Consider the following 20,729-nt stretch of genomic DNA (forward strand, 5'->3'; position numbering starts at 1 on the left):
AGGTTTAAATCATACAACCTCCTAAATGTTTAGCTGAACTACGTCTTCCTGAAGAACCACTATTATTCCAATTTAATTTGAAAACAATACCTAAAGTTCCTTGAATGTGCGAACGCATACTTTCGTATCCTTCAAAAGAGTGCTTGTAATATAATTGAGGATTGATACCCACTTTATCACTCACCCAGTAAATTCCACCACCACCAATATTCAATGTTGGTGTCATTTTACGTTCAGAATCTACTAAACTTCCTCCAATAAAAACATACGGAGCAAGTTTATCTAATACAGCATCAAAATTATAACGAAAAGAAGCATCCATAGAAAAATACTTTACTGAATTAGAAATAAACCCTACATCATCAATTGTGTTAAATGACATGGCTCCATCTAAAGAAAAACGATCGCCAATAGGCATAGTTAAACTTAAGGTTGGTACTTGAAATAAGTGTTGATCACCAATAAAAGCGGCATCACTTTCACTAAATTTCGTTATTCCGAAACCTATACCTATTTGCCAAGAATCGTTTAAGTTTTGTGAAAAAACGGATGTTGTTAAACAGGTAAAGATTGCTATGAATAAAATTTTATGTTTCATCGGGAGAATTGTGTTTAAGAGTAATAACTGGTTTAAAAGGGTTTTAGTATATTAAATTTAATTGAGATTAACATTTTTAATAGCGATAGTAAAGTCATCTAAATCATTATCATTTAAAATTAAATGGATGGCTTCATCACAAACTTTTTCAACATTTTTATCAGAAAAGTTTAAGGCGAGTGCTATTTTACGAAGTATACCAACTTCTTCTTTTGCTACTTCTTCATCAGCAAAAATCATTTTAGTTAAAAGATATAAACGTTCAATACGCTCATCGTAACTTACTGGTGAGTTTACAGGAAATTTTTCAGGACTTTTTAAAATAAGAGTATATTCTTCTTCACTAATGTTTAATTTCTTAGAAGCTCTATCTAATAGTTCTTGTTCACCTTCAGAAATGATTCCGTCAACTTTAGCAATTTTTACGATGCTGGCAAAATGCCCTATTTCTTGTTTGTGTTTTCCGCTCGAATATAAATCTGATATCGACATAATTTTATTTTTATAAATACTATCAACAGGTAAGTTTAAAGCCTGTCAACTTTCGTCGAAAGTTAACAATTCTACCCAAAAACAAGGTATTATTTTTTCTTATAGTTGTTTTGTTTTGTATAAAAAGTAGTAATAAAATAGGATTATTTAATTGGTGATTTAAGACGCTTTTTAAAAACAGCAATACAAATACCTATATCTTGTTATTATCGTTGTTTAAAATGGTTTTATGGCGTTTTTAGCTTTGTAAAACCAAAAATTGAAGACCAAATAGGTATTTTTTATCATTTCGAAAAAAAGTATAAAAAATTAACTAACTTGTTAACGAGCAAATTTTAATAGAAGCAAAAATGAAATTAGTACTTACCTTTTGTTTTTTTCTTTTTTCAACCGTGTTTGGTTTTTCACAAAATCAACAAGACATAGAAAATGAAATTAATGAGCAAGTTTGGCAACCATTTAAAAAATCTTTTGAAGCTCGAGATTGGAAAACATTTAACAGTTTACATACCGATGATGTTTTAAGAGCGAACAAATATGGAATTCGTATAGGAGCTGAATACAAAAATTCTATTGAAGCTTCTTATCAGAAACCAATTAATAAAAGACGAAAGATAGACTTTTGTTTCGACCAAAGAATTTATAAGGAACATACAGGTTATGAAGTAGGTTATTACCGAATCATTTCCACAGAAAAAGATAAAAAACCTACTATTTCATACGGAAGTTTCCACGTGGTATTGAAAAAAATAAACAATCAATGGTTTATAGCTCAAGATTGGGATACCAATACTATGAATGGAAAACTAATTACCAAACAAGATTTCGAAACAGGGAATTGTTTACAATAACATAGCTGTAATTCTGAAGTACAGCGAAACAATCTCTAAATAGTGTGTTCTCAACTAACAGATTACTTCGGTCGTCACCTCCCTCGTAATGACGCTTATTTTTATGTTTTGCTATTATTCATATATCGTCATTGCGAGCGACAGCGAAGCAATCTTTAAATAGTGTGTTCCCAACCAACAGATTACGTCGTCGTATCCTCCTCGTAATGACGCTTATTTTTATGTTTTGTTATCATTCATATATCGTCATTGCGAGCGTTAGCGAAGCAATCTTTTCCTTATGAGTTGTAAATAAACAGATTACTTCAGTTGTACCTCCTTTGTAATGACAAAATATTTTAAAAATCGAACACCCAACCCTCAGCTAAATCCAACCAATCAGGATTCTCAAGATTAATCAAATTCTCTTTTCTTTTTCTACTACCAGCTTTTAACTGTTTCTCTCTAGCAATCGCTTCATCCATAGTAGAAAATTGTTCGAAATACACGAGTTTATCACAATTATATCGATGAGAAAAACCATTGTGTTTTCCTGATTTATGCTCATAAACTCTTTTGATTAGGTTAGAAGTAACTCCAATGTATATAACAGTATTATTCTTGTTGGTTAAGAGGTAAATACAAGGCTTTTTCATAGTGTTAATTTACAAAATTATTTACATCGTCATTGCGAGCGTTAGCGAAGCAATCTTTAACTCGTGCGTTCCCAACCAATAGATTACTTCGTCGTATGCTCCTCGTAATGACGTTGAAATTTTTTGTTTCGTTGTTGCTATTCATACCGTCATTGCGAGTGTTAACGAAGCAATCTTTAACTTGTGCGTTCCCAACCAACAGATTACTTCGTCGTATCCTCCTTGTAATGACGTTGAAATTTTTTGTTTTGTTGTTGCTATTCATACCGTCATTGCGAGTGCTAACAAAGTAATCTTTAAGTTATGCGTTCTCGATTAACAGATTACTTCAGTCGTACCTCCTTCGTAATGAAGTTGAAATTTTTTGTTTCGTTGTTGCTATTCATACCGTCATTGCGAGCGATAGCGAAGCAATCTTTAAGTTGTGCGTTCCCAACCAACAGATTACTTCGGTCGTCACCTCCCTCGTAATGACGTTAGGTTTATTTTTTATTCGTCATTGCGAGTGTTAACGAAGCAATCTTTAAGTTGTGAGTTCCCAACCAACAGATTACTTCGTCGTATCCTCCTCGTAATGACGTTGAAATTTTTTGTTTCGTTGTTGCTATTCATACCGTCATTGCGAGCGATAGCGAAGCAATCTTTAAGTTATGCGTTTCCAACCAACAGCTTACTTCGGTCATAACTTCCCTCGTAATGACGAAAAGGTTTGCCTCCCTCCTCTTTTTTTACTATGTTTAACACGCTAAAAAAAGTAAAAAGTAGTACTACCCCTTATCTCAACTATTTTTTTATTTAAAAAGTAACAACAAACACTTCTTTATGGATTGTCGTAAAGAGTTGTGGTTGTATGTATTTAATTTAGTGTCTAAAAAAGAAACGTAAAATACGTTTATACAACTATTTGTATAAGTATAGAGATGTATTTTATACAGATCTAAACAAGTTGTGTACAATTTCAACAAAAAAACCGAATTAGATGAAAATAAGTGAACATTTTGGACTGAATAAATCTCAAGCGGAATTAGATTTTATTGATATTGATTTTACGACTGACACACCTCTTTTTTTAGACCCTTTCTTTTTGAGTAAAAAGACTGATAATTGGTCAAATCAAGCAACTTTAACTTTGCGTAATTTTTTCCAAAGAGTTATTGACTTAATAAGAGCAGGAAATGAAAATGAGGCAAAAGAATTATTTGACTATTTACACGAACCGAACACAACTTGTTTAGGACTGTCAAGAGGTAATCCTCAAGGTAAAGGAGTTGGAGCTGGAGATACAGATAAAATCTATGACAGCTTATTAAGAAGTAGAGCAATACAAACAGGATTAATTCAAGATATAGAAGATAATATTTTATTTGTTGATAATTTCGGAAAAGACAAACTTTCTGATATGACGACTAATATAATTACAAAGCATTTGATTGATTACACTCAAAATCAATGTAGACTGCACAATATTCCTCTTTCGGCTGGCGTAAATTCAGGTTTCTTTTGGAATAGTCGACAAGAAGAGTGGGAATCTGAACATACAGAAATGCTCGTAATAAACGGGCGAAAACTATTATTAGTTCCCAAAGGAATAGTTTCCTTTAGTAAGGCTTACGTTCCTGATAGGTATTACAATCAATTTGTCCTAGATTTTTTACAAAATGAGAACATCAGAATGAATACAGCTTTAGTTCAAAGACGTCAAAGTGGAACTAGATATGTAACCAAAAAAAGTCTCAAAGAAATAAATCCACTATCAAAAGAATTTTTGAGAAGATTCACTAGACAACATCCGGAAATTTTACAGCAGTTCAAGGATGAATTAGAAGTTAGCTCTTTGGCAAATATTGAGTTTACAGAATTTAATTTCAGAGCAGTTGCGACATCTTTAATTGAAAGATTAAATGCAACACCAACAGGTTCTGCTAATGCCGATAATTTCCATAATATTATTATTGGAATTTTAGAATTAATATTTTACCCACATCTTATAAATCCAATAAAAGAGAGAGAAATTCACGATGGTAGAAAAAGAATTGATTTAGTATTCGATAATGCCGCTCAAGATGGAATTTTTAGAAGACTCTCGGAGAATCATAATATACCTTGTCCCTACATTTTTGTAGAATGTAAAAATTACACAAAAGATGTTGCTAATCCAGAAGTTGACCAATTAGCAGGTAGGTTTTCTGTAAACAGAGGAAAAGTTGGGTTTTTAGTGTGTAGAAATGTTGATAATATGCCTAGATTAATTCAGAGGTGTAAAGACACGTTTAATGATGGAAGAGGACTTATGATACCGTTAGTGGATAATGATTTAATTGAGTTGTTAAATGTCTACAATGATTGGGATTGGGAACCGATTGAACGATTTTTATCGGACAGAATAAGAGAAATAACAATATAAAAACCACCCGCAACTATGGCTATAAGTAATTGCTTGTTCTCGCCTACTTCTAAAAACCTTCGAGTATTTTCAGCTTGGTGTATACTTGCAAAGTTTAGTGCTAATTCGCGCAACTACTCATAGCTGGAGATGTTAAAAAACAAAACTCCCACACAAAAAATAATCCTCGTACATTTGCGTAAAATTTTTGTACGTTGAGCAAACAATCGATTGTAAACCAATACCAACAATCTGATAATGTAAAACAGATTGTAAATCAGCTTCAACAAGAACAACACCATTTTCAAATCACGAATTTGGTCGGTTCTTCGTTGTCTTTTGTCATTTCCGAAACTTTTAAACAGGCCGATAAACCTTACTTGTTAATTTGTAACGACAAGGAAGAAGCCGCTTATTATCTAAACGATTTAGAGCAGTTATTAGGCGATAAAAACGTGTTGTTTTATCCGGGTTCATATCGCAGACCCTATCAGATAGAAGAAACCGATAACGCCAATGTATTACTGCGTTCAGAGGTGTTAAACCGTATCAATTCTCGTAAAAAACCTGCGATTATTGTTACCTACCCTACTGCGCTGTTCGAAAAAGTAGTTACCAAGAAAGAACTGGAAAAAAACACGCTAAAAGTAGCCGTGGGCGAGCAAGTATCGCTCGATTTTGTCAACGAAGTACTGTTCGAATACCATTTTAAACGCGTTGATTTTGTAACCGAACCAGGAGAATTTTCGGTACGTGGTGGAATTATCGATGTGTTTTCTTTTTCTCACGACGAGCCTTATCGTATTGAGTTTTTTGGTGATGAGGTAGACAGCATCCGAACGTTTGATGTAGAAACGCAACTTTCTAAAGAAAAACTGAAGAAAGTAAGCATTATGCCCAATGTAGAAAACAAAGCGTTGGAAGAAAGCAGAGAAAGCTTTTTAAAATACATCTGGTCTAAAACCGCTGTTTTTGTTAAAAATGTAGACTTGTTAAGCGATTCGTTAGACAAATTCTACCGAAAAGCAGAATTGTCGTTCAACGAACTATCTACAGAAATTAAGCACGCAAAACCAGAAGAACTGTTTTGTAACGGTGAACTGATTCGTAATCAGTTACAAGAATTTACCATGGTAGACATTGGTAAAAACCGTCATTCCGAACGTAGTGAGGAATCTTTTAAAGGTGAAGTAAGCATCAACTTCGATACCCATCCACAGCCTTCTTTCAACAAAAAATTCGATTTGTTAATTCAGAATTTTAATGAGTTTTCAGCCAAAGGATTTACCAATTATATTTTCTGTTCTAACGACAAGCAAGCACAGCGTTTCCACGATATTTTTGACGATGGTGAACAAGAAGTTTCTTATGAAACCATTGTGTTTCCGTTATATCAAGGATTTGTAGATTTAGACAATAAAATTGTTTGTTATACCGATCATCAAATATTTGAGCGTTATTACAAATTCCGATTGAAGAATGGATACGCGAAAAAGCAATCCATCACCCTACAAGAATTGACCAAATTAGACGTAGGTGATTATGTAACCCACATCGACCACGGTATTGGAAAGTTTGGAGGATTGCAAAAAATTGATGTAGAAGGCAAAAAACAAGAAGCCATCAAGTTAATTTATGGCGACCGCGATATTTTATACGTAAGCATTCACTCGCTACACAAAATATCAAAATTCAATGGAAAAGACGGAAAACCGCCTAAAGTATATAAACTAGGGTCGAATGCTTGGAAAAAAGTCAAGCAAAAAACCAAAGCCCGCGTAAAACATATTGCATTCAACCTAATTCAGTTATACGCAAAACGAAAACTGCAAAAAGGATTTGCTTTCGGACCCGATACGCACATGCAACACGAGTTGGAAGCAAGTTTCTTATACGAAGATACACCCGATCAGTTCTCTTCTACCCAAGAGGTAAAAGCCGATATGGAAAAAGAACAACCTATGGATCGTTTGGTGTGTGGTGATGTTGGTTTTGGAAAAACAGAAATTGCCATTAGAGCTGCTTTTAAAGCCGTAGATAACGGAAAACAAGTTGCAGTCTTAGTACCAACCACGGTTTTAGCTTTTCAGCACTTTAAAACCTTTTCTAAGCGATTAAAAGACTTTCCGGTCACCATTGACTATCTAAACCGTTTTAGAACCACAAAACAGCGCAAAGGCGTGTTAGAAGGTGTTACCGATGGAAGTGTAGATATAGTGATAGGAACACATCAATTAACCAATAAAGCAGTTCAGTTTAAAGATTTAGGATTGTTGATTATTGATGAGGAACAAAAATTTGGAGTAGCAGCGAAAGACAAGTTAAAAACAATTAAAGAAAATGTAGATACGCTAACCTTAACGGCAACCCCAATTCCGCGTACTTTACAGTTCAGTTTGATGGCGGCGCGAGATTTATCGGTGATTAAAACGCCACCACCTAACCGTCACCCCATAGAAACCAATGTAATTCGCTTTAGTGAAGAAACCATTCGTGATGCGATTTCGTACGAGATTTCTCGTGGAGGACAGGTGTTTTTTATCCACAATCGTATTGAAAACATCAAAGAAGTAGCAGGGTTGCTACAACGCTTACTTCCGAATGCAAAAATTGGGATTGGGCACGGACAAATGGAAGGAAAAAAGTTAGAAGAACTCATGCTTGGCTTTATGAACAATGAGTTTGATGTACTAGTTTCTACTACGATTATTGAAAGTGGTTTGGATGTACCAAATGCGAATACGATTTTTATTAACAATGCAAATAACTTCGGATTGTCTGACTTACACCAAATGCGTGGTCGTGTAGGACGTTCGAACAAAAAAGCCTTCTGTTATTTTATCACACCACCTTATCATCACATGACCGACGATGCGCGTAAACGAATTCAGGCATTAGAACTGTTTTCTGATTTAGGAAGCGGATTGAATATTGCCATGAAAGATTTAGAGATTCGTGGTGCTGGAGATTTGTTAGGTGGCGAACAAAGCGGATTTATCAACGATATTGGGTTTGATACATATCAGAAAATCTTACAAGAAGCCATTGAAGAACTGAAGGAAAATGAGTTTAAAGACTTATACCCTACGGATGAAAATGCACCGAAAGAGTATGTAAAAGAGGTGCAAATTGATACCGATTTTGAAATTCTATTCCCAGATGATTATGTGAATTCAGTAACCGAACGTTTGAGCTTATATAACAAATTAGGAACCTTAACCACGGAAGAAGAATTGCAAACCTTTGAAAGTGAAATTATCGACCGTTTTGGTGAATATCCAACCCAAGTAGCCGATTTATTAGACAGTGTTCGTATTAAATGGTTAGCGAAAGAATTAGGCTTAGAAAAAGTGATTTTAAAGCAAAAACGTTTGATTGGATATTTTGTATCCGATCAGCAAAGTGCTTTTTATCAAACGGAAGCATTTACGAAGATGTTGAAATACGTACAGCACAACCCGAAAAGTTGTGTAATGAAAGAAAAGAAAACCAAAAACGGATTGCGCTTACTCATCACATTTATAAAAATTGATAGTGTACATAAAGCGTTAGAGACGTTACAGAAAGTTTAATGATAAAAAAGTGATACTTTAGTGATACAAAGTTTTACTTTTTTTTATATTTGTTGTTGTTGATACAACAAAAAATCCTGATAAGTTGCAGCTTACCAGGATATTAATTCTTAGTTATTTTTTTTAACTAAGAATCGGAAATAGGAAGAATTTTTTGGATAAATCCTTTTTCCTTTTTTGGTGATGTACCTGCAAAAGATGTACTCATATCCTTCAGGTGCATTTTTTAAATCACTCATAATTTGTGTTTTAAAAAAATTAAACTTACAAAAAACCTTGAATTTAAAATTCAAGGTTTTTGTATTAGAGATTATCTCTAACTCCTTTAGAGCATCACCAACTCTTTATTTTTTACGGGGCTTATCACAAATATCGGAAGACTTTATTTATATTAAAAGTGATACTTATTCACAAACTCCTTGAAGTTTTTAACATATTTTGCTTCTTAACTTATGAATAATGACTTTTGAACCACATATACAAAGTATATGTGGTTCAAGCTTATTTTAATAAATTTTTACTGTTTGCAAACCAACCACATTAAAAATCTATCAGGAATTATTTTAGCTACGTTATTTATCAGTACTTCAGGAGTACTAGGTAAGTATATTGCAATGCCTTCAGAAGTTATTGTGTGGTTTCGCTCGGTGTTTGCTATGGTAATTTTATACGTGTTTTGCCGATTTAAAAAGATTGATTTAACCATACAATCAAGAAGACATTTGTTTCCGTTTTTAATGGGCGGAATTTTTATGGGAGCACATTGGATTACATATTTCTACGCTTTAAAACTATCTAATGTAGCCATCGGAATGTTGTCGTTGTACACTTTTCCGGTAATGATTGCTTTTTTAGAACCGCTATTTTTAAAGATAAAATTCAACCCAATTCACATTGTATTAGGTCTAATGGTTTTATTAGGACTGTATATTCTAGCTCCTGAGTTTGATATTAAAAACACCCAAGTTCAAGGAGTATTGTTTGGCTTACTCTCTGCCCTATCGTATTCTATAAGAATTTTAATATTAAAGCAATACGTAATACAATACAACGGAGTAATGTTGATGTTTTATCAAACCGTAATCATTACAGTTTTATTAGTTCCAGTCTTATTTTTTATGGATGTTTCAGGATTTCAAGAGCAACTTCCCTATTTGTTATTATTAGCGTTGTTAACTACCGCTATTGGACATAGTTTAATGGTACATTCCTTACAGTTTTTCACCGCATCAACCGCAAGCATAATTAGTAGTATTCAACCTGTTTTCGGAATTATTTTAGCTTTTATTTTCCTAAAAGAAGTTCCCACGTGGAACACGTTTATCGGTGGAAGTTTAATTTTAGCAACGGTTGTAATTGAGAGTATTCGAAGCAGAAAGAATTAATATAATTTTTGCTGCTGTTGAATGATGGTTTTCATACTCACATCTTCATAATTTCTACGAACAAACGTTAGTGCGCTATCTAGGATTTCTCCCATTCCATCACTATCTCTAAAGTTAATATCCCCAGTAAAATCAAAAATCTCTGTTTTTAATCGTTCAATATTCTTTGGAATTGAAATATTATCAGCTTTCATAGCTTTAATCAGGCGATTTAGACGTGTACGCGACCCTAAAATTCTTTTGGCTACAATAGAACGTTCTTCTAACTGATACTGTTCTATAGATGATGAGGTAAGTTTATCTGCTACTAATTGAACCATTTTTAGGTTTTCTTTAAAAAATTGCGGATAATACACTTTAAACTTCCCTTCGTAACACTGCTGATCAAAATCTATTGGGCGGATTTTATACACGACATTTTCAAAATCGTGTGTAGGTACTACAACGTAGTTGTACGAACGCATATCTCCTAGCAAACGAATCATACAACGCTCGTTGAACTTAACAAACTCTTTGGCTATTTGCGCCTTTTCAATTTCAATACAATTATCTAAATAATCGTTGATAAACACATCCCCTGGAATTCCAGAAATATGCTCTTCAATTAAGGTGTCTTGATAGACTAAAAAGTTCAAGTTATACGGCGATAAAATATCTTCAAGTTCTAAACCGTAAATACGAGACGCATCGGTTTTTTTTACATAAAAATACGTGTAGTTATCATTCAAAATATTTCGAACCTTTACTCGAAAAGGCTTTGAATTTCCGAAGGTACAATAATCAACAGCATCAATGTTTAAGTGTTGTATACTGGCATCAGAACCGTTAGAATGTAGGATGTTATAGATTTTTTTTAGGCTCAAATCTATTTCTTCTCGCTCAAACTCATTGTAATATACACGCACCCACAAGGTATCATTTTCGTGTTTATCATATACAACGATTGACCCTTGAAAACGCAATAAATCATCATAAAAAATAGGAATTTGAATCGTTCGGTTATGTCTATTCAAATAATTTCCTAGCTTTTTAGTAACGGGAAACGCTGGTTTTTTTTGTGATATAAGTTTGTTTTCTGAAGTCATATAAAAACCTTTTTTCAAAGATACTTGAATTTATTTCTTTGGAATAATATTTGTTGATTCTTAACAAAACTATTGGTAATCGCACTGCGATTAAACTTCAAACATTTTACCAGGTAAGGGTTTTACAACGCCTTTTAATTCCAATTGAATTAAGATAGAGGATAGTTGATAAATAGGCAATTCACAATTAATAGCAATATCATCTAACATTTGCTTACCGTTTTGTTGTAAATAATCATAGATTTTTTGTTCGACTTCATTCAAATCAACAAAAAGTTTGTTTTGAATGGGTGCCGAGGCTCTCGGTATGTCCCAATTAAGCATTTTTATAATATCTTCAGCAGAAGTGAGTATATGTGCTTGGTTATTTTTGATGAGGTTATTGCAGCCTTTACTATATACATCTGTAGCCCTTCCTGACAGAGCAAACACATCTCGGTTGTAAGAGTTGGCAATGTCAGCAGTAACTAGTGACCCTCCTTTTTCAGCAGATTCAATAATGATGGTTGCTTTTGAGAGTCCAGCCACAATACGATTTCGCTTTAGAAAATTTTCCCTCATAGGCTGTTCATCGTGCCAGAATTCGGTAATGAATCCACCATAGTTATTTACTTCATGAATATATTTTTTATGTGTTTTCGGATAAATTTCTTCCAAACCATGCGCTAAAACAGCAATGGTTTGCAAGTTGTTTTTTATAGCGACTTTATGCGCACAGATGTCTACTCCATAGGCAAATCCACTAACAATTATCGGATTGTATTCTTTTAGTTCTTCAATTAACTGATTACAAAAATCGCGTCCGTAGGAACTCATGTTTCGAGTACCGACTATCGAAATGATTTTATCATTGTTAAGGTTGAGGTTCCCATCTTTAAAAATAAGAATGGGAGCATCGACACAATGTTTTAAATTTTGCGGATAATCATCATCTAAAAAATACGAAAAAGCAATATTGTTTTGTTGAATATAGTTGAGCTCCTTCTCTGCCCTTTTCAAGTTATTATCATCAAAAAGATGCTGAGTTACCTGCGTTCCAATTCCGTTGATTTTATGTAACACATGTGGTTTTTCTTTAAATACATTTTCAACATTTCCAACAGCAGTAATTAACTTTTTTGCTAAGATATCACCTACATTTTTAGTAGCCTGTAATCGTAGTACAGCAAGCAGTTTTTCAGAATTCATATAGCAATAATTTGATTATCAATATACAAAAATCTGTTAATAAAAATTGTACAATCACTTGAAACTATACATTGAAAAAGCTATATTTGTTCTTATGACATTAGCCAACTACATCAACGATTTATTATATAGATACGACTGCGTAATTGTTCCTAATTTTGGAGGATTTGTAACCAATACCATTGGTGCAAGGGTAAATACTACCACTCACACTTTTTATCCACCAAAAAAACAATTAACTTTTAATGCGTATTTACAGCATAATGATGGGTTATTGGCTAACTATATTGCTTCTGACAAAAATATTTCTTTTGAAGAAGCTACTACTTTTATTGCAAGTGAAGTTGCTGAGTGGAATAAAAACTTAAAAACGACTTCTGTTGAAGTTGCTTCAGTTGGAAGTTTAGCATTAAATAACGCTGGTCAAGTAGTTTTTGAACCAAACCTTACAAGTAATTTCTTAACAGAATCTTTTGGATTAGCTGAGGTTACTACTCCTTCGGTAGAGAGAGTAAAAGAAGTAACTGTAAAACCTTTACCTGTTGTTTTTGAAGAGAAAAGCAAAACTATTCCTTTATATATAAGAAGAGCAGCGGTAGCTGCAGTATTTGTAGGAGTTGCGTATGTAGGTTGGAATGGAGTTCAGAATCAACAACAGCAAGAATTATTGGCTAATCAAGAAGAGTCGGTACAAAAGAAAATTCAATCGGCTACTTTTGTGATTGAAAATCCGTTACCAACGATTAATTTAAACGTTAGCAAAGAGGCTAAGAACTTTCATATTATTGCAGGTGCTTTTCAAGATGTACACAATGCTGAAAACAAATTAGCAGAGTTACAAAACAAAGGATATGAAGCTACGATTCTTGGAAAAAACAAGTTTGGACTAACTCAAGTAGCTTTTGCTAGTTATGCAACCAAAGAAGAAGCTAGAAAAGCCTTAGAAATCATCAAAGAAAAGGTAAGCGAAGACGCTTGGTTGTTGGCTAAATAAACCCAATTTATTATAGGTAGATTTTTTTCTTGCTGTATCTTTGCATCAAAATGTAATTGATGAGAGCAAAAACACCTAGCGAATCGTTAACGGTACTTACCGATCTTGTATTACCAGGAGAAACCAATTATTTAGACAATCTTTTTGGAGGAGAGTTATTAGCTCGTATGGATAGAGCTTGTAGTATTGCTGCACGCCGTCATTCGAGAAGAATTGTAGTAACAGCTTCTGTAAACCACGTAGCTTTTTCAAAATCAGTTCCTGTAGGAAGTGTGGTTACTTTAGAAGCAAAAGTTTCTCGAGCGTTTAAATCTTCAATGGAGATTTATGTTGATGTTTGGATTGAAGACCGTCAATCTGGTGAAAAAACAAAAGTTAACGAAGGAATTTATACGTTTGTTGCGGTTGATGAAACAGGAAAGCCTGTACCAATCCCACAAATTGAACCAGAAACAGAGTTAGAGAAAAAACGATATGAAGCTGCTTTACGAAGAAAGCAATTAAGCTTGGTTTTAGCGGGTAAAATGGATCCTAAGGAAGCCATAGAGCTAAAATCTATTTTCATGGATTAAACCACTTATATATCATCTACATTGCCGCTTTCAGATAAGAAAATGGCAATGTTTTTTGTGTTTTCAAACTGAGAAAAGATAATAATCATAATTACGGTAATAGGTACCGAAAGTATCATTCCTGTAATTCCCCAAATTTCTCCCCAAACAGCTAGTGAAAGAATAGTAACTAGCGGACTTAAATTCAATGACTTTCCAAAAACTTTAGGCTCTACAACATTTCCTACGACTACCTGAATAGCACCAACGGCAAATACAACGATTAAAAAGGGAGTGAATTCTCCAAACTGTATCAAACAAAAAATAGCAGGAAAAGCTGTAGCTACTAACGACCCGATAGTTGGAATGTAGTTTAATAAAAAGATAAGAAAGGCCCAAAACGGAGCGCCATCTACTCCAACCATTAGTAAAACAAAATAACTTAAAAAACCTGTTAATAAACTTACATACGTTTTTAAACGTAAATAGTTAGAAATAGAGCTTTCTACCTTTTTTAAGATAAATTGAAAGCTTTTTGAACTTCCTTCATGATTAGAGAATACACGTTGTAGTTTTAGCTTAAAATTACTTTCCTCTAAGAAGATAAATAAGGCATAAATAATAATCATAAAGGTATCGCCTAGCAAACTACTAATTCCGTTGGCGATATCGCCTAAAACAGAGCCGTAATCAAAATCTCCTACTACCGATTTTACTGAAGTGATGATATCAATATGAAAAAAAGTATCTAAACTTTTGATGATAGCATCAACATTGGGTTCATACTTCGAATAAGATGTGGTTAAATTGGAAATACTATTGGTAATAATTTCAGAAACAAACCCGAAACCTAAAACAATAAGACTAAACACAAACACATTACTCAACCAAAAAGGAATAAATCGTTTAGCAAAAGGGATTTTATAAATAGTTTTTCGAATTTCTCTTGTTAAAAACCAAAAAATAAGTGCGAAAATGAAAGGAATTAAAATTCCTTTTCCGATAACTAAGGTAGCTAAAACAGCTACGGTTACGATAATAAAGTTGGCAGCGTTTTTCATGGTTATTATGAACGAATCCAATGTGAAGGATTCAATCGGTCTTTGTTTTTATACAGCATAAAACTAAGTTGTGTTTTACCAGTAATTTTATCAGTAAAAACTTTCCCTAATTTATCACCTGTTTTTACAGTTTCTCCTTTTTTAACATATACTTCTTTTAGTTTATTATAAGCAGAAATATAGTTACCGTGTTGTATTAAAACAGATTTTTTACCATCAGGATGTAATTGAATGACCAATACCTTTCCGTTAAAAATACTTTTTACATCGGTATTTGCTTTGGTTGCGATATATAATCCGTGACTGTTGATTTTAATTCCGGGAAAGGTTGGATGCGGTTGTACTCCATATTTTCTGGTAATAATACCATTAACAGGCCAAGGAAGATTACCTTTATTTTGTTCAAAATTAGCTAATAAGGCTTTTTCTTCAGCATTTAAAATAAACCCAGAACTACTCGTTTTACCTTTATCGGTTTTTTTACCTTTATTAGCTTTGGCAATAGCGTCTCTAATTAACTTGTCAATTTTAGCAGCAATTCTTTTTTCTTCTTTTTGCTTTTGTTGTAGTTCGTTTTTATATTTTTTTTCTTCCTTTTTAATTTTTGAAATCAGTTGTTCTTGATCTTTTTTGTCTTCTTCAATTTCTTTTTTCTGATTTTTCTCATCAGAAAGTAACGCCTCTTTTGTTTTTCTTTGCACAATTAACGAATCGTTTAATTGCTCAATTTCTTTGGCTTTTACAACAATTTCTTCTCCTTGTTTTCGTCTAAAATCACTGTATTGTTGCATGTATTTTAAACGTTTGTAAGCTTGATAAAAGCTTTCAGAAGAAAGTAAAAACATGGTTTTGCTTTGTTGCGATTTACTTTTGTATGATTTTACAACCATATCAGCATAATCAGCTTTTAGTTTAGCCAATTCATCGTTGTATTTTTTAAGCTCTTTTTCGTTTGATTTAATTTCTAAAGACAAGGCTTTCGACTCTAACTCTATCGTTTCAATTAAGCGTTCACGTACCGTAATTTTTTGGCTTAAATCTTTTAAATCGTCTAAAGCGTTACTTTTCTTTTTGTTGGTTTTAATGATAAGACTGTTAACCTGTTGTATTTCATTTTGAAGTTTTTTTCGCTTATTCTCAAGTTCTTTTCTACTTTGACCAAAAGAAGAAAGTCCGATAAAAAACAGGCATAAAAAGATGTAATAAACAGAGTGCTTCATTATAATTGAATTTCTTTATATCCGTTAGGAATAGTAAAATCTACATTTAATTTTGTGTTGTATTCAACCGAACGCGTATGAATATCAATAATAGTAAACTTATTATTTTCTTTAGCTTGTATGTTAATTTTTTCAGGGAATAAAGTACTATTTTTTTTAGAATATTTAAGATAACTAATATCTAAGCGTTGATTTTTTAGTGGATTTACAACTGATTGTTTGTTGAGTTTAAAATGCAAAGGGTTGATGTAAAAAAACAAATCGAACAATTCTGATTGCTTTTTTGGAGATAATTGATATGAGTTTTCATTAATAGTTACTTCTTGACGTTCAGACTTTACATCAACTAAAGCTTCGCCTAATAACATGTTTTGTAATTGTTGAAAATTAATATCGGTTCCTAACAGTTCTTTTAACATGGAAAAATCTCCATCAAAAAAATTCTTTTTATAAGGAGAGTAAAATTGTACTTTGGTTGGGGTAATTTTAGCTTTAAAAACGGTAATCATTTTAGATCCTTTCAACCAAATAACCTCATCTTTTTTAATTTTCATACGAACAGAAAAACCAACATTTTCCCTGTTATCTTTATAATTAACCTTTAATCTAGCATCAATTGTTTCTTTATCAAAGTTTGCAGAGCTATGTTTTTTCGCAACTTTTCGAGCAGAAAGTTCTTTAATAGCTGTGCTACTAGTAACATTTTTGGTAGACTTACAAGAGGTAAGGCCTAAGAATACTATAAGTAAAAGAGTGATGTATCTCATATAATTTATACTAACGATGCTAGTTTACTTTAAAATTTTTGCGGCTTTATTTTTGTAAGAATTTGATTTTTTAATATCGTTTAATCCATGATAAGACCTTGCCATTTCTAAATAAAACTTTGCTTCTATTTCGTTATTGTCAATAACAAAATCAATGCCGTTTTGTAAGCTTACTAATGCTTTTTTAAAATTTTTGCTATTATTATATGCTTTACCATTCATTAAGTAAACAAAAGGCTGTGCAGGAAAAAGCGTCAATCCCTCTTCACTGTACTTTAATAAATCAGAATTATTTTCGGTAGCTAACTCTTCCAGTAAAGTTTTTAAATTAATAAATGACCTTTCTTTTTCAAAAAGCGATTTAGAATCTACATTTTCAGATATTTTATTTGAGGCAACTACTTTTACCGTACGAGCAATTAAGTTTTCTTCAATTTTACGTAGCTGAGCGTTTAATAATTTTGCCTCTCTTAATTCAGATAAGACAGTTTTAGCAGCGTCAACATCTTTGTTTTGAAGATGTAAATAAACCAAAACTTGTTTTTTCTTAGGGTATTTTTCTGCAATTTTTTGTTGTGTGATTATGGCATCTTCAAAATTAGCAAGCTTTCTTAAGATGGTGACTTTATGTTCTAACATCCATAAATTACTAGGATCATTAGTTAAGGCCATATCAATATAGCTTAAAGCTTCAGGGTTTCTGCCTAAGCTTGTGTAGTTTTTAGAAAGTTCAAATAAAACAGCGGTATTATTAGGAAGTATTTTATTGCACTTTTCTAAATGTTCAATAGCATTTTTGTAATTGAAAATAGCTTTGTCTGAAAGTGCTTTGAAAAAGTGCTGTTGAAACTCAAAATTGTTTCTTTCGTTAACATCCACAGCAGAAGGAATGCTATCTTGTGCATTTAAAAAGGAAGAAAAAAGAAGAAAGAAAAAAAACAATAGTGTTTTAGAAAAAAGACTGTTCTTTCTTCTCTTTTCTCTAGAGGTTTTATGTAAGCTCTGTATAATCACCTATACTTACCGATGTATAATTAGCATTGTATTTTGCGTGGTTACCAATCATTGCATTATCTAAATTGGCATTTGAAATATGCACATTTGTTTGAATTAAAGAGTTTGTTATTGTTGAGTTTTCAACAACACTATTTTCTCCAATTGAAACATAAGGACCAATTTTAGTGTTTTTTAACACTACATTTTTTCCAACATAACATGGCTGAATAATTTCAGCGTTCTCTAATACAACGTCTTCAGACACTAAATTGTTGCCATCAGCTTGTTCAAAACCTAAAACTTGCTTGTTAGTATCTACAGTTGGATCTTTTTTACCACAATCCATCCAAGTATTTACTTTACCAGGAATAAACTTAGCTCCTTTTACTTTTAAAGCTTCAAGAGCTTCAGTTAATTGATATTCACCAGAAGGTCTGATATCGTTATCAATTAAGTATTTTATTTCTTCAAGTAACTTGTCAGCATCTTTAAAGTAATAAATACCAATAATAGCTAAATCAGAGACAAATTCTTTAGGTTTTTCAACAAAATCAGTAATAAAACCGTCTTTTAATTTTACCACACCAAAAGCGCTTGGATCTTCTACTTGCTTCACCCAAATAGCCCCATCAGCATTAGCGTCTAAGGTAAAGTCAGCCTTAAATAATGTATCAGCAAAAGCGACAACGCAAGAACCACCTAATGATTCTTTAGCACAGTAAATAGCGTGTGCAGTTCCTAATGCTTCTTCTTGTACGTATACAGAACCTTTTGCACCTAAATTTTCTGCTATTTTTATTAATTTATCTTTTGTGTCAGCAGGAAATCCTTTGGCAGCAGGCCCAATTATAAAAGCAATTTCCTCTATAGGTTGGTCTACAACAGAAGTAATATCTTCCACTAATCGCTGTACAATTGATTTACCAGCAATAACTGTTAATGGCTTAGGAGTTGTTAATGTATGGGGTCTTAAACGAGACCCAATTCCAGCCATTGGTACTATAATCTTCATATTCTCTTTTTTCGTTTTTAACGGTGCAATATACCATTAATAACGCAGTGAAAAAAGTTATAGCCCTTTTGGAATGGCTTCGATTAATGTTTGGGTATATTTTGTCTTTGGATGTTGATAAATTTCGTCTGCATCAGCAATCTCTTCTACCCTACCTTTGTTCATTACAACCAATTGATCGGCCATATATTTTACGACAGATAAATCATGAGAAATGAATATGTAAGTAAAATTAAATTCTGATTTTAATTGGTTTAATAAATTTAACACTTGAGCTTGTACAGATACGTCCAGAGCCGAAACAGATTCGTCACAAATAATTAGTTTGGGTTGTAAAGCAATAGCACGAGCAATTCCTATACGTTGACGCTGACCACCTGAAAATTCATGTGGGTATCGGTTAAAATGAGATGCTTCTAAACCTACTTTTTCTAACAAATTACACACATATTCTTTTCGCTCATTGTTCGAGTTAAGTATGTGATGAACCTTCATTGGTTCTAAAATCGCGTTACCTACTGTAATTCTCGGATTCAAAGAAGAAAACGGATCTTGAAATATAATTTGGATATCTTTTCGGAGTTTTTTAAAAGCCGATTTTGAAAGTTTCGTAATGTCAGTGCCCTTGTATAAAATACTTCCAGAAGTAGCTTTTTCTAGTTGTAAAATAGTTCTGCTTAAAGTGGTTTTTCCACAGCCACTCTCTCCTACTAGTCCTAATGTTTCTCCTTCATAAATTTTAAAAGACACATCATTGACTGCTTTCACAATAGCTGGTTTTGAAAACCATGAAGCATTACTAATAAAATCTTTATGCAAATTTATAATTTCTAGTAAAGGAGGGCGCCTGTATATTTTTTGATGAAAAGCATTGCGCTCTTCATCTGTATAAATTGTAGAATCTATAGTTTCGTTGATAAAGTCACTAACTGTAGGTAGGGTTTTTAGTCGTTTTTTAGTATTGGGTTTCGAATTGATTAAAGCCTTGGTATAACTTTTCTTTGGATGTAAAAAAACATGGTTAGCACTACCCTTTTCTACTATTTTTCCTTTATGCATAACAACGACAGAATCTGCAATTTCAGAAACTAATGCTAAATCGTGAGAAATAAAAATAATTCCCATTTCAAATTCTTGTTGTAATTCTTTTAATAAAGAAATTATTTCTTTTTGTACAGTAACATCCAATGCTGTAGTAGGTTCATCAGCAATTAAAAGTTGAGGTTTACAAGCAATTGCCATAGCAATCATTACACGCTGTTTTTGTCCGCCGCTTATTTGATGCGGATATGAGTTATATATAGCCTCAGGTCTGGGAAGTTTTACTTTTGAAAACAAAGAAATAACTTCTTCTTTAATTTCTTGATTAGGTAACTGTGTATGTTGCTGTAACATTTCAGCAACTTGAAAACCACAAGTTAATGTTGGGTTTAAAGAACTCATGGGTTCTTGAAAAATCATGGCAATTTCATTACCTCGTATTTTTTGATAATCTTGCTCATTATAACCTAATAAAGGTTGTTGGTTAAAAAATAGATCACCTTTCACTGTAGCAGTTTTAGGAAGTAACCCTAAAATAGCTAAAGAACTTATTGATTTACCACTACCACTCTCGCCTACGATTCCTAATGTTTTATTTTTTTCAACATTAAAAGATACTTGTTGAACTAAAGGCTGAGAGTTTTTAAAGGATATTTCTAAGTTTTTAACTTCAAGCATTAATCATAAAATTTTAATAAAAATACAATTTATATTTCCATTACGCGTTTTCAGAAAGAGGATTTATCTTAACTGTTTGATAGGTAAGTAGTAATAGATTATCTTTTTTTCTTTCCTAAAAAAACCTAGTGTTTAACTGGGATAAAGGGTTGTTTTGGTTTTGTAAAAGAAACATAAACAGTTAATTAACTGTTTAAAAAACATCTTTTTTTATCTTTTT

The 20,729-nt window shown here is 32.6% G+C and carries 17 protein-coding genes; 6 read left to right on the plus strand and 11 right to left on the minus strand.

Translation table 11 applies throughout. The features are described 5' to 3' along the window. Positions 1 to 4 precede the first annotated feature (4 nt). Both C8N26_RS02655 and C8N26_RS02660 read right to left on the minus strand, forming a co-directional pair. Entirely contained in the window at positions 5 to 598 is a 594-nt protein-coding gene (locus tag C8N26_RS02655) for a hypothetical protein (protein WP_120185894.1), read from the minus strand. A 57-nt stretch (positions 599 to 655) separates the two neighbouring features. Beyond that, positions 656 to 1,090, minus strand: coding sequence for a tellurite resistance TerB family protein (locus C8N26_RS02660; protein ID WP_120185895.1), 435 nt, complete (start codon positions 1,088 to 1,090; stop codon positions 656 to 658). Positions 1,091 to 1,440: 350 nt separating this feature from the next. Here C8N26_RS02660 and C8N26_RS02665 point away from each other — a divergent pair, with 350 nt between their 5' ends. Beyond that, on the plus strand, positions 1,441 to 1,941 hold the full coding sequence (locus C8N26_RS02665; RefSeq protein ID WP_120185896.1) for a Cif family virulence factor: 501 nt from the start codon (positions 1,441 to 1,443) through the stop codon (positions 1,939 to 1,941). 338 nt (positions 1,942 to 2,279) lie between these two features. Here C8N26_RS02665 and C8N26_RS02670 read toward each other — a convergent pair whose 3' ends face one another. Further along, on the minus strand, positions 2,280 to 2,576 hold the full coding sequence (locus C8N26_RS02670; RefSeq protein ID WP_120185897.1) for a GIY-YIG nuclease family protein: 297 nt from the start codon (positions 2,574 to 2,576) through the stop codon (positions 2,280 to 2,282). Positions 2,577 to 3,555: 979 nt separating this feature from the next. On the opposite strand from C8N26_RS02670, the gene C8N26_RS02675 reads away from it, so the two are divergent. From C8N26_RS02675 to C8N26_RS02690, 3 genes are all read left to right on the plus strand, one after another. After that, entirely contained in the window at positions 3,556 to 4,980 is a 1,425-nt protein-coding gene (locus tag C8N26_RS02675; RefSeq protein WP_120185898.1) for a hypothetical protein, read from the plus strand. A gap of 194 nt (positions 4,981 to 5,174) precedes the next feature. Beyond that, on the plus strand, positions 5,175 to 8,531 hold the full coding sequence (gene mfd, locus C8N26_RS02685; RefSeq protein WP_120185900.1) for a transcription-repair coupling factor: 3,357 nt from the start codon (positions 5,175 to 5,177) through the stop codon (positions 8,529 to 8,531). A 524-nt stretch (positions 8,532 to 9,055) separates the two neighbouring features. Beyond that, positions 9,056 to 9,916, plus strand: a complete 861-nt coding sequence (locus tag C8N26_RS02690) for a DMT family transporter (protein ID WP_245962515.1) — start codon at positions 9,056 to 9,058, stop codon at positions 9,914 to 9,916. Here the strand turns inward: C8N26_RS02690 and C8N26_RS02695 are convergent. Both C8N26_RS02695 and dprA read right to left on the minus strand, forming a co-directional pair. Further along, entirely contained in the window at positions 9,913 to 11,001 is a 1,089-nt protein-coding gene (locus tag C8N26_RS02695; RefSeq protein ID WP_120185902.1) for a hypothetical protein, read from the minus strand. The genes C8N26_RS02690 and C8N26_RS02695 overlap by 4 nt on opposite strands. 90 nt (positions 11,002 to 11,091) lie before the next feature. Continuing rightward, complete coding sequence (dprA, locus tag C8N26_RS02700; RefSeq protein ID WP_120185903.1) at positions 11,092 to 12,189, minus strand: DNA-processing protein DprA; 1,098 nt, start codon at positions 12,187 to 12,189, stop codon at positions 11,092 to 11,094. 94 nt (positions 12,190 to 12,283) lie between these two features. Between dprA and C8N26_RS02705 the strand changes: the two genes are divergently transcribed. Together C8N26_RS02705 and C8N26_RS02710 are read left to right on the plus strand one after the other, a co-directional pair. Beyond that, the gene (locus C8N26_RS02705) at positions 12,284 to 13,183 is read left to right on the plus strand and encodes an HU domain-containing protein (RefSeq protein WP_120185904.1); all 900 of its coding nucleotides are present in this window, start codon (positions 12,284 to 12,286) and stop codon (positions 13,181 to 13,183) included. Between the two features lie 59 nt (positions 13,184 to 13,242). Next, positions 13,243 to 13,755, plus strand: coding sequence for an acyl-CoA thioesterase (locus tag C8N26_RS02710; RefSeq protein WP_028891640.1), 513 nt, complete (start codon positions 13,243 to 13,245; stop codon positions 13,753 to 13,755). A gap of 5 nt (positions 13,756 to 13,760) precedes the next feature. Here C8N26_RS02710 and C8N26_RS02715 read toward each other — a convergent pair whose 3' ends face one another. From C8N26_RS02715 to C8N26_RS02740, 6 genes are read right to left on the minus strand one after another with little or no spacing between them, the layout of a single operon-like run. Continuing rightward, entirely contained in the window at positions 13,761 to 14,795 is a 1,035-nt protein-coding gene (locus tag C8N26_RS02715) for an AI-2E family transporter (RefSeq protein ID WP_120185905.1), read from the minus strand. A gap of 5 nt (positions 14,796 to 14,800) precedes the next feature. Beyond that, the gene (locus C8N26_RS02720; protein WP_120185906.1) at positions 14,801 to 16,015 is read right to left on the minus strand and encodes a murein hydrolase activator EnvC family protein; all 1,215 of its coding nucleotides are present in this window, start codon (positions 16,013 to 16,015) and stop codon (positions 14,801 to 14,803) included. After that, a complete protein-coding gene (locus C8N26_RS02725; protein WP_120185907.1) occupies positions 16,015 to 16,782 on the minus strand; it encodes a DUF4292 domain-containing protein in 768 nt (255 codons plus the stop codon). The genes C8N26_RS02720 and C8N26_RS02725 overlap by 1 nt, the downstream gene beginning before the upstream one ends. A gap of 24 nt (positions 16,783 to 16,806) precedes the next feature. Then, positions 16,807 to 17,724 (minus strand): tetratricopeptide repeat protein, encoded by a 918-nt coding sequence (locus C8N26_RS02730; protein WP_120185908.1) that lies wholly within the window; start codon positions 17,722 to 17,724, stop codon positions 16,807 to 16,809. A gap of 49 nt (positions 17,725 to 17,773) precedes the next feature. Next, entirely contained in the window at positions 17,774 to 18,790 is a 1,017-nt protein-coding gene (locus C8N26_RS02735; RefSeq protein ID WP_120185909.1) for a sugar phosphate nucleotidyltransferase, read from the minus strand. Positions 18,791 to 18,847: 57 nt separating this feature from the next. Then, positions 18,848 to 20,509 (minus strand): ABC transporter ATP-binding protein, encoded by a 1,662-nt coding sequence (locus C8N26_RS02740; protein WP_120185910.1) that lies wholly within the window; start codon positions 20,507 to 20,509, stop codon positions 18,848 to 18,850. Positions 20,510 to 20,729: the final 220 nt, after the last annotated feature.

This window comes from Tenacibaculum lutimaris, assembly GCF_003610735.1.
In the GTDB taxonomy this organism is placed as follows: domain Bacteria; phylum Bacteroidota; class Bacteroidia; order Flavobacteriales; family Flavobacteriaceae; genus Polaribacter; species Polaribacter lutimaris.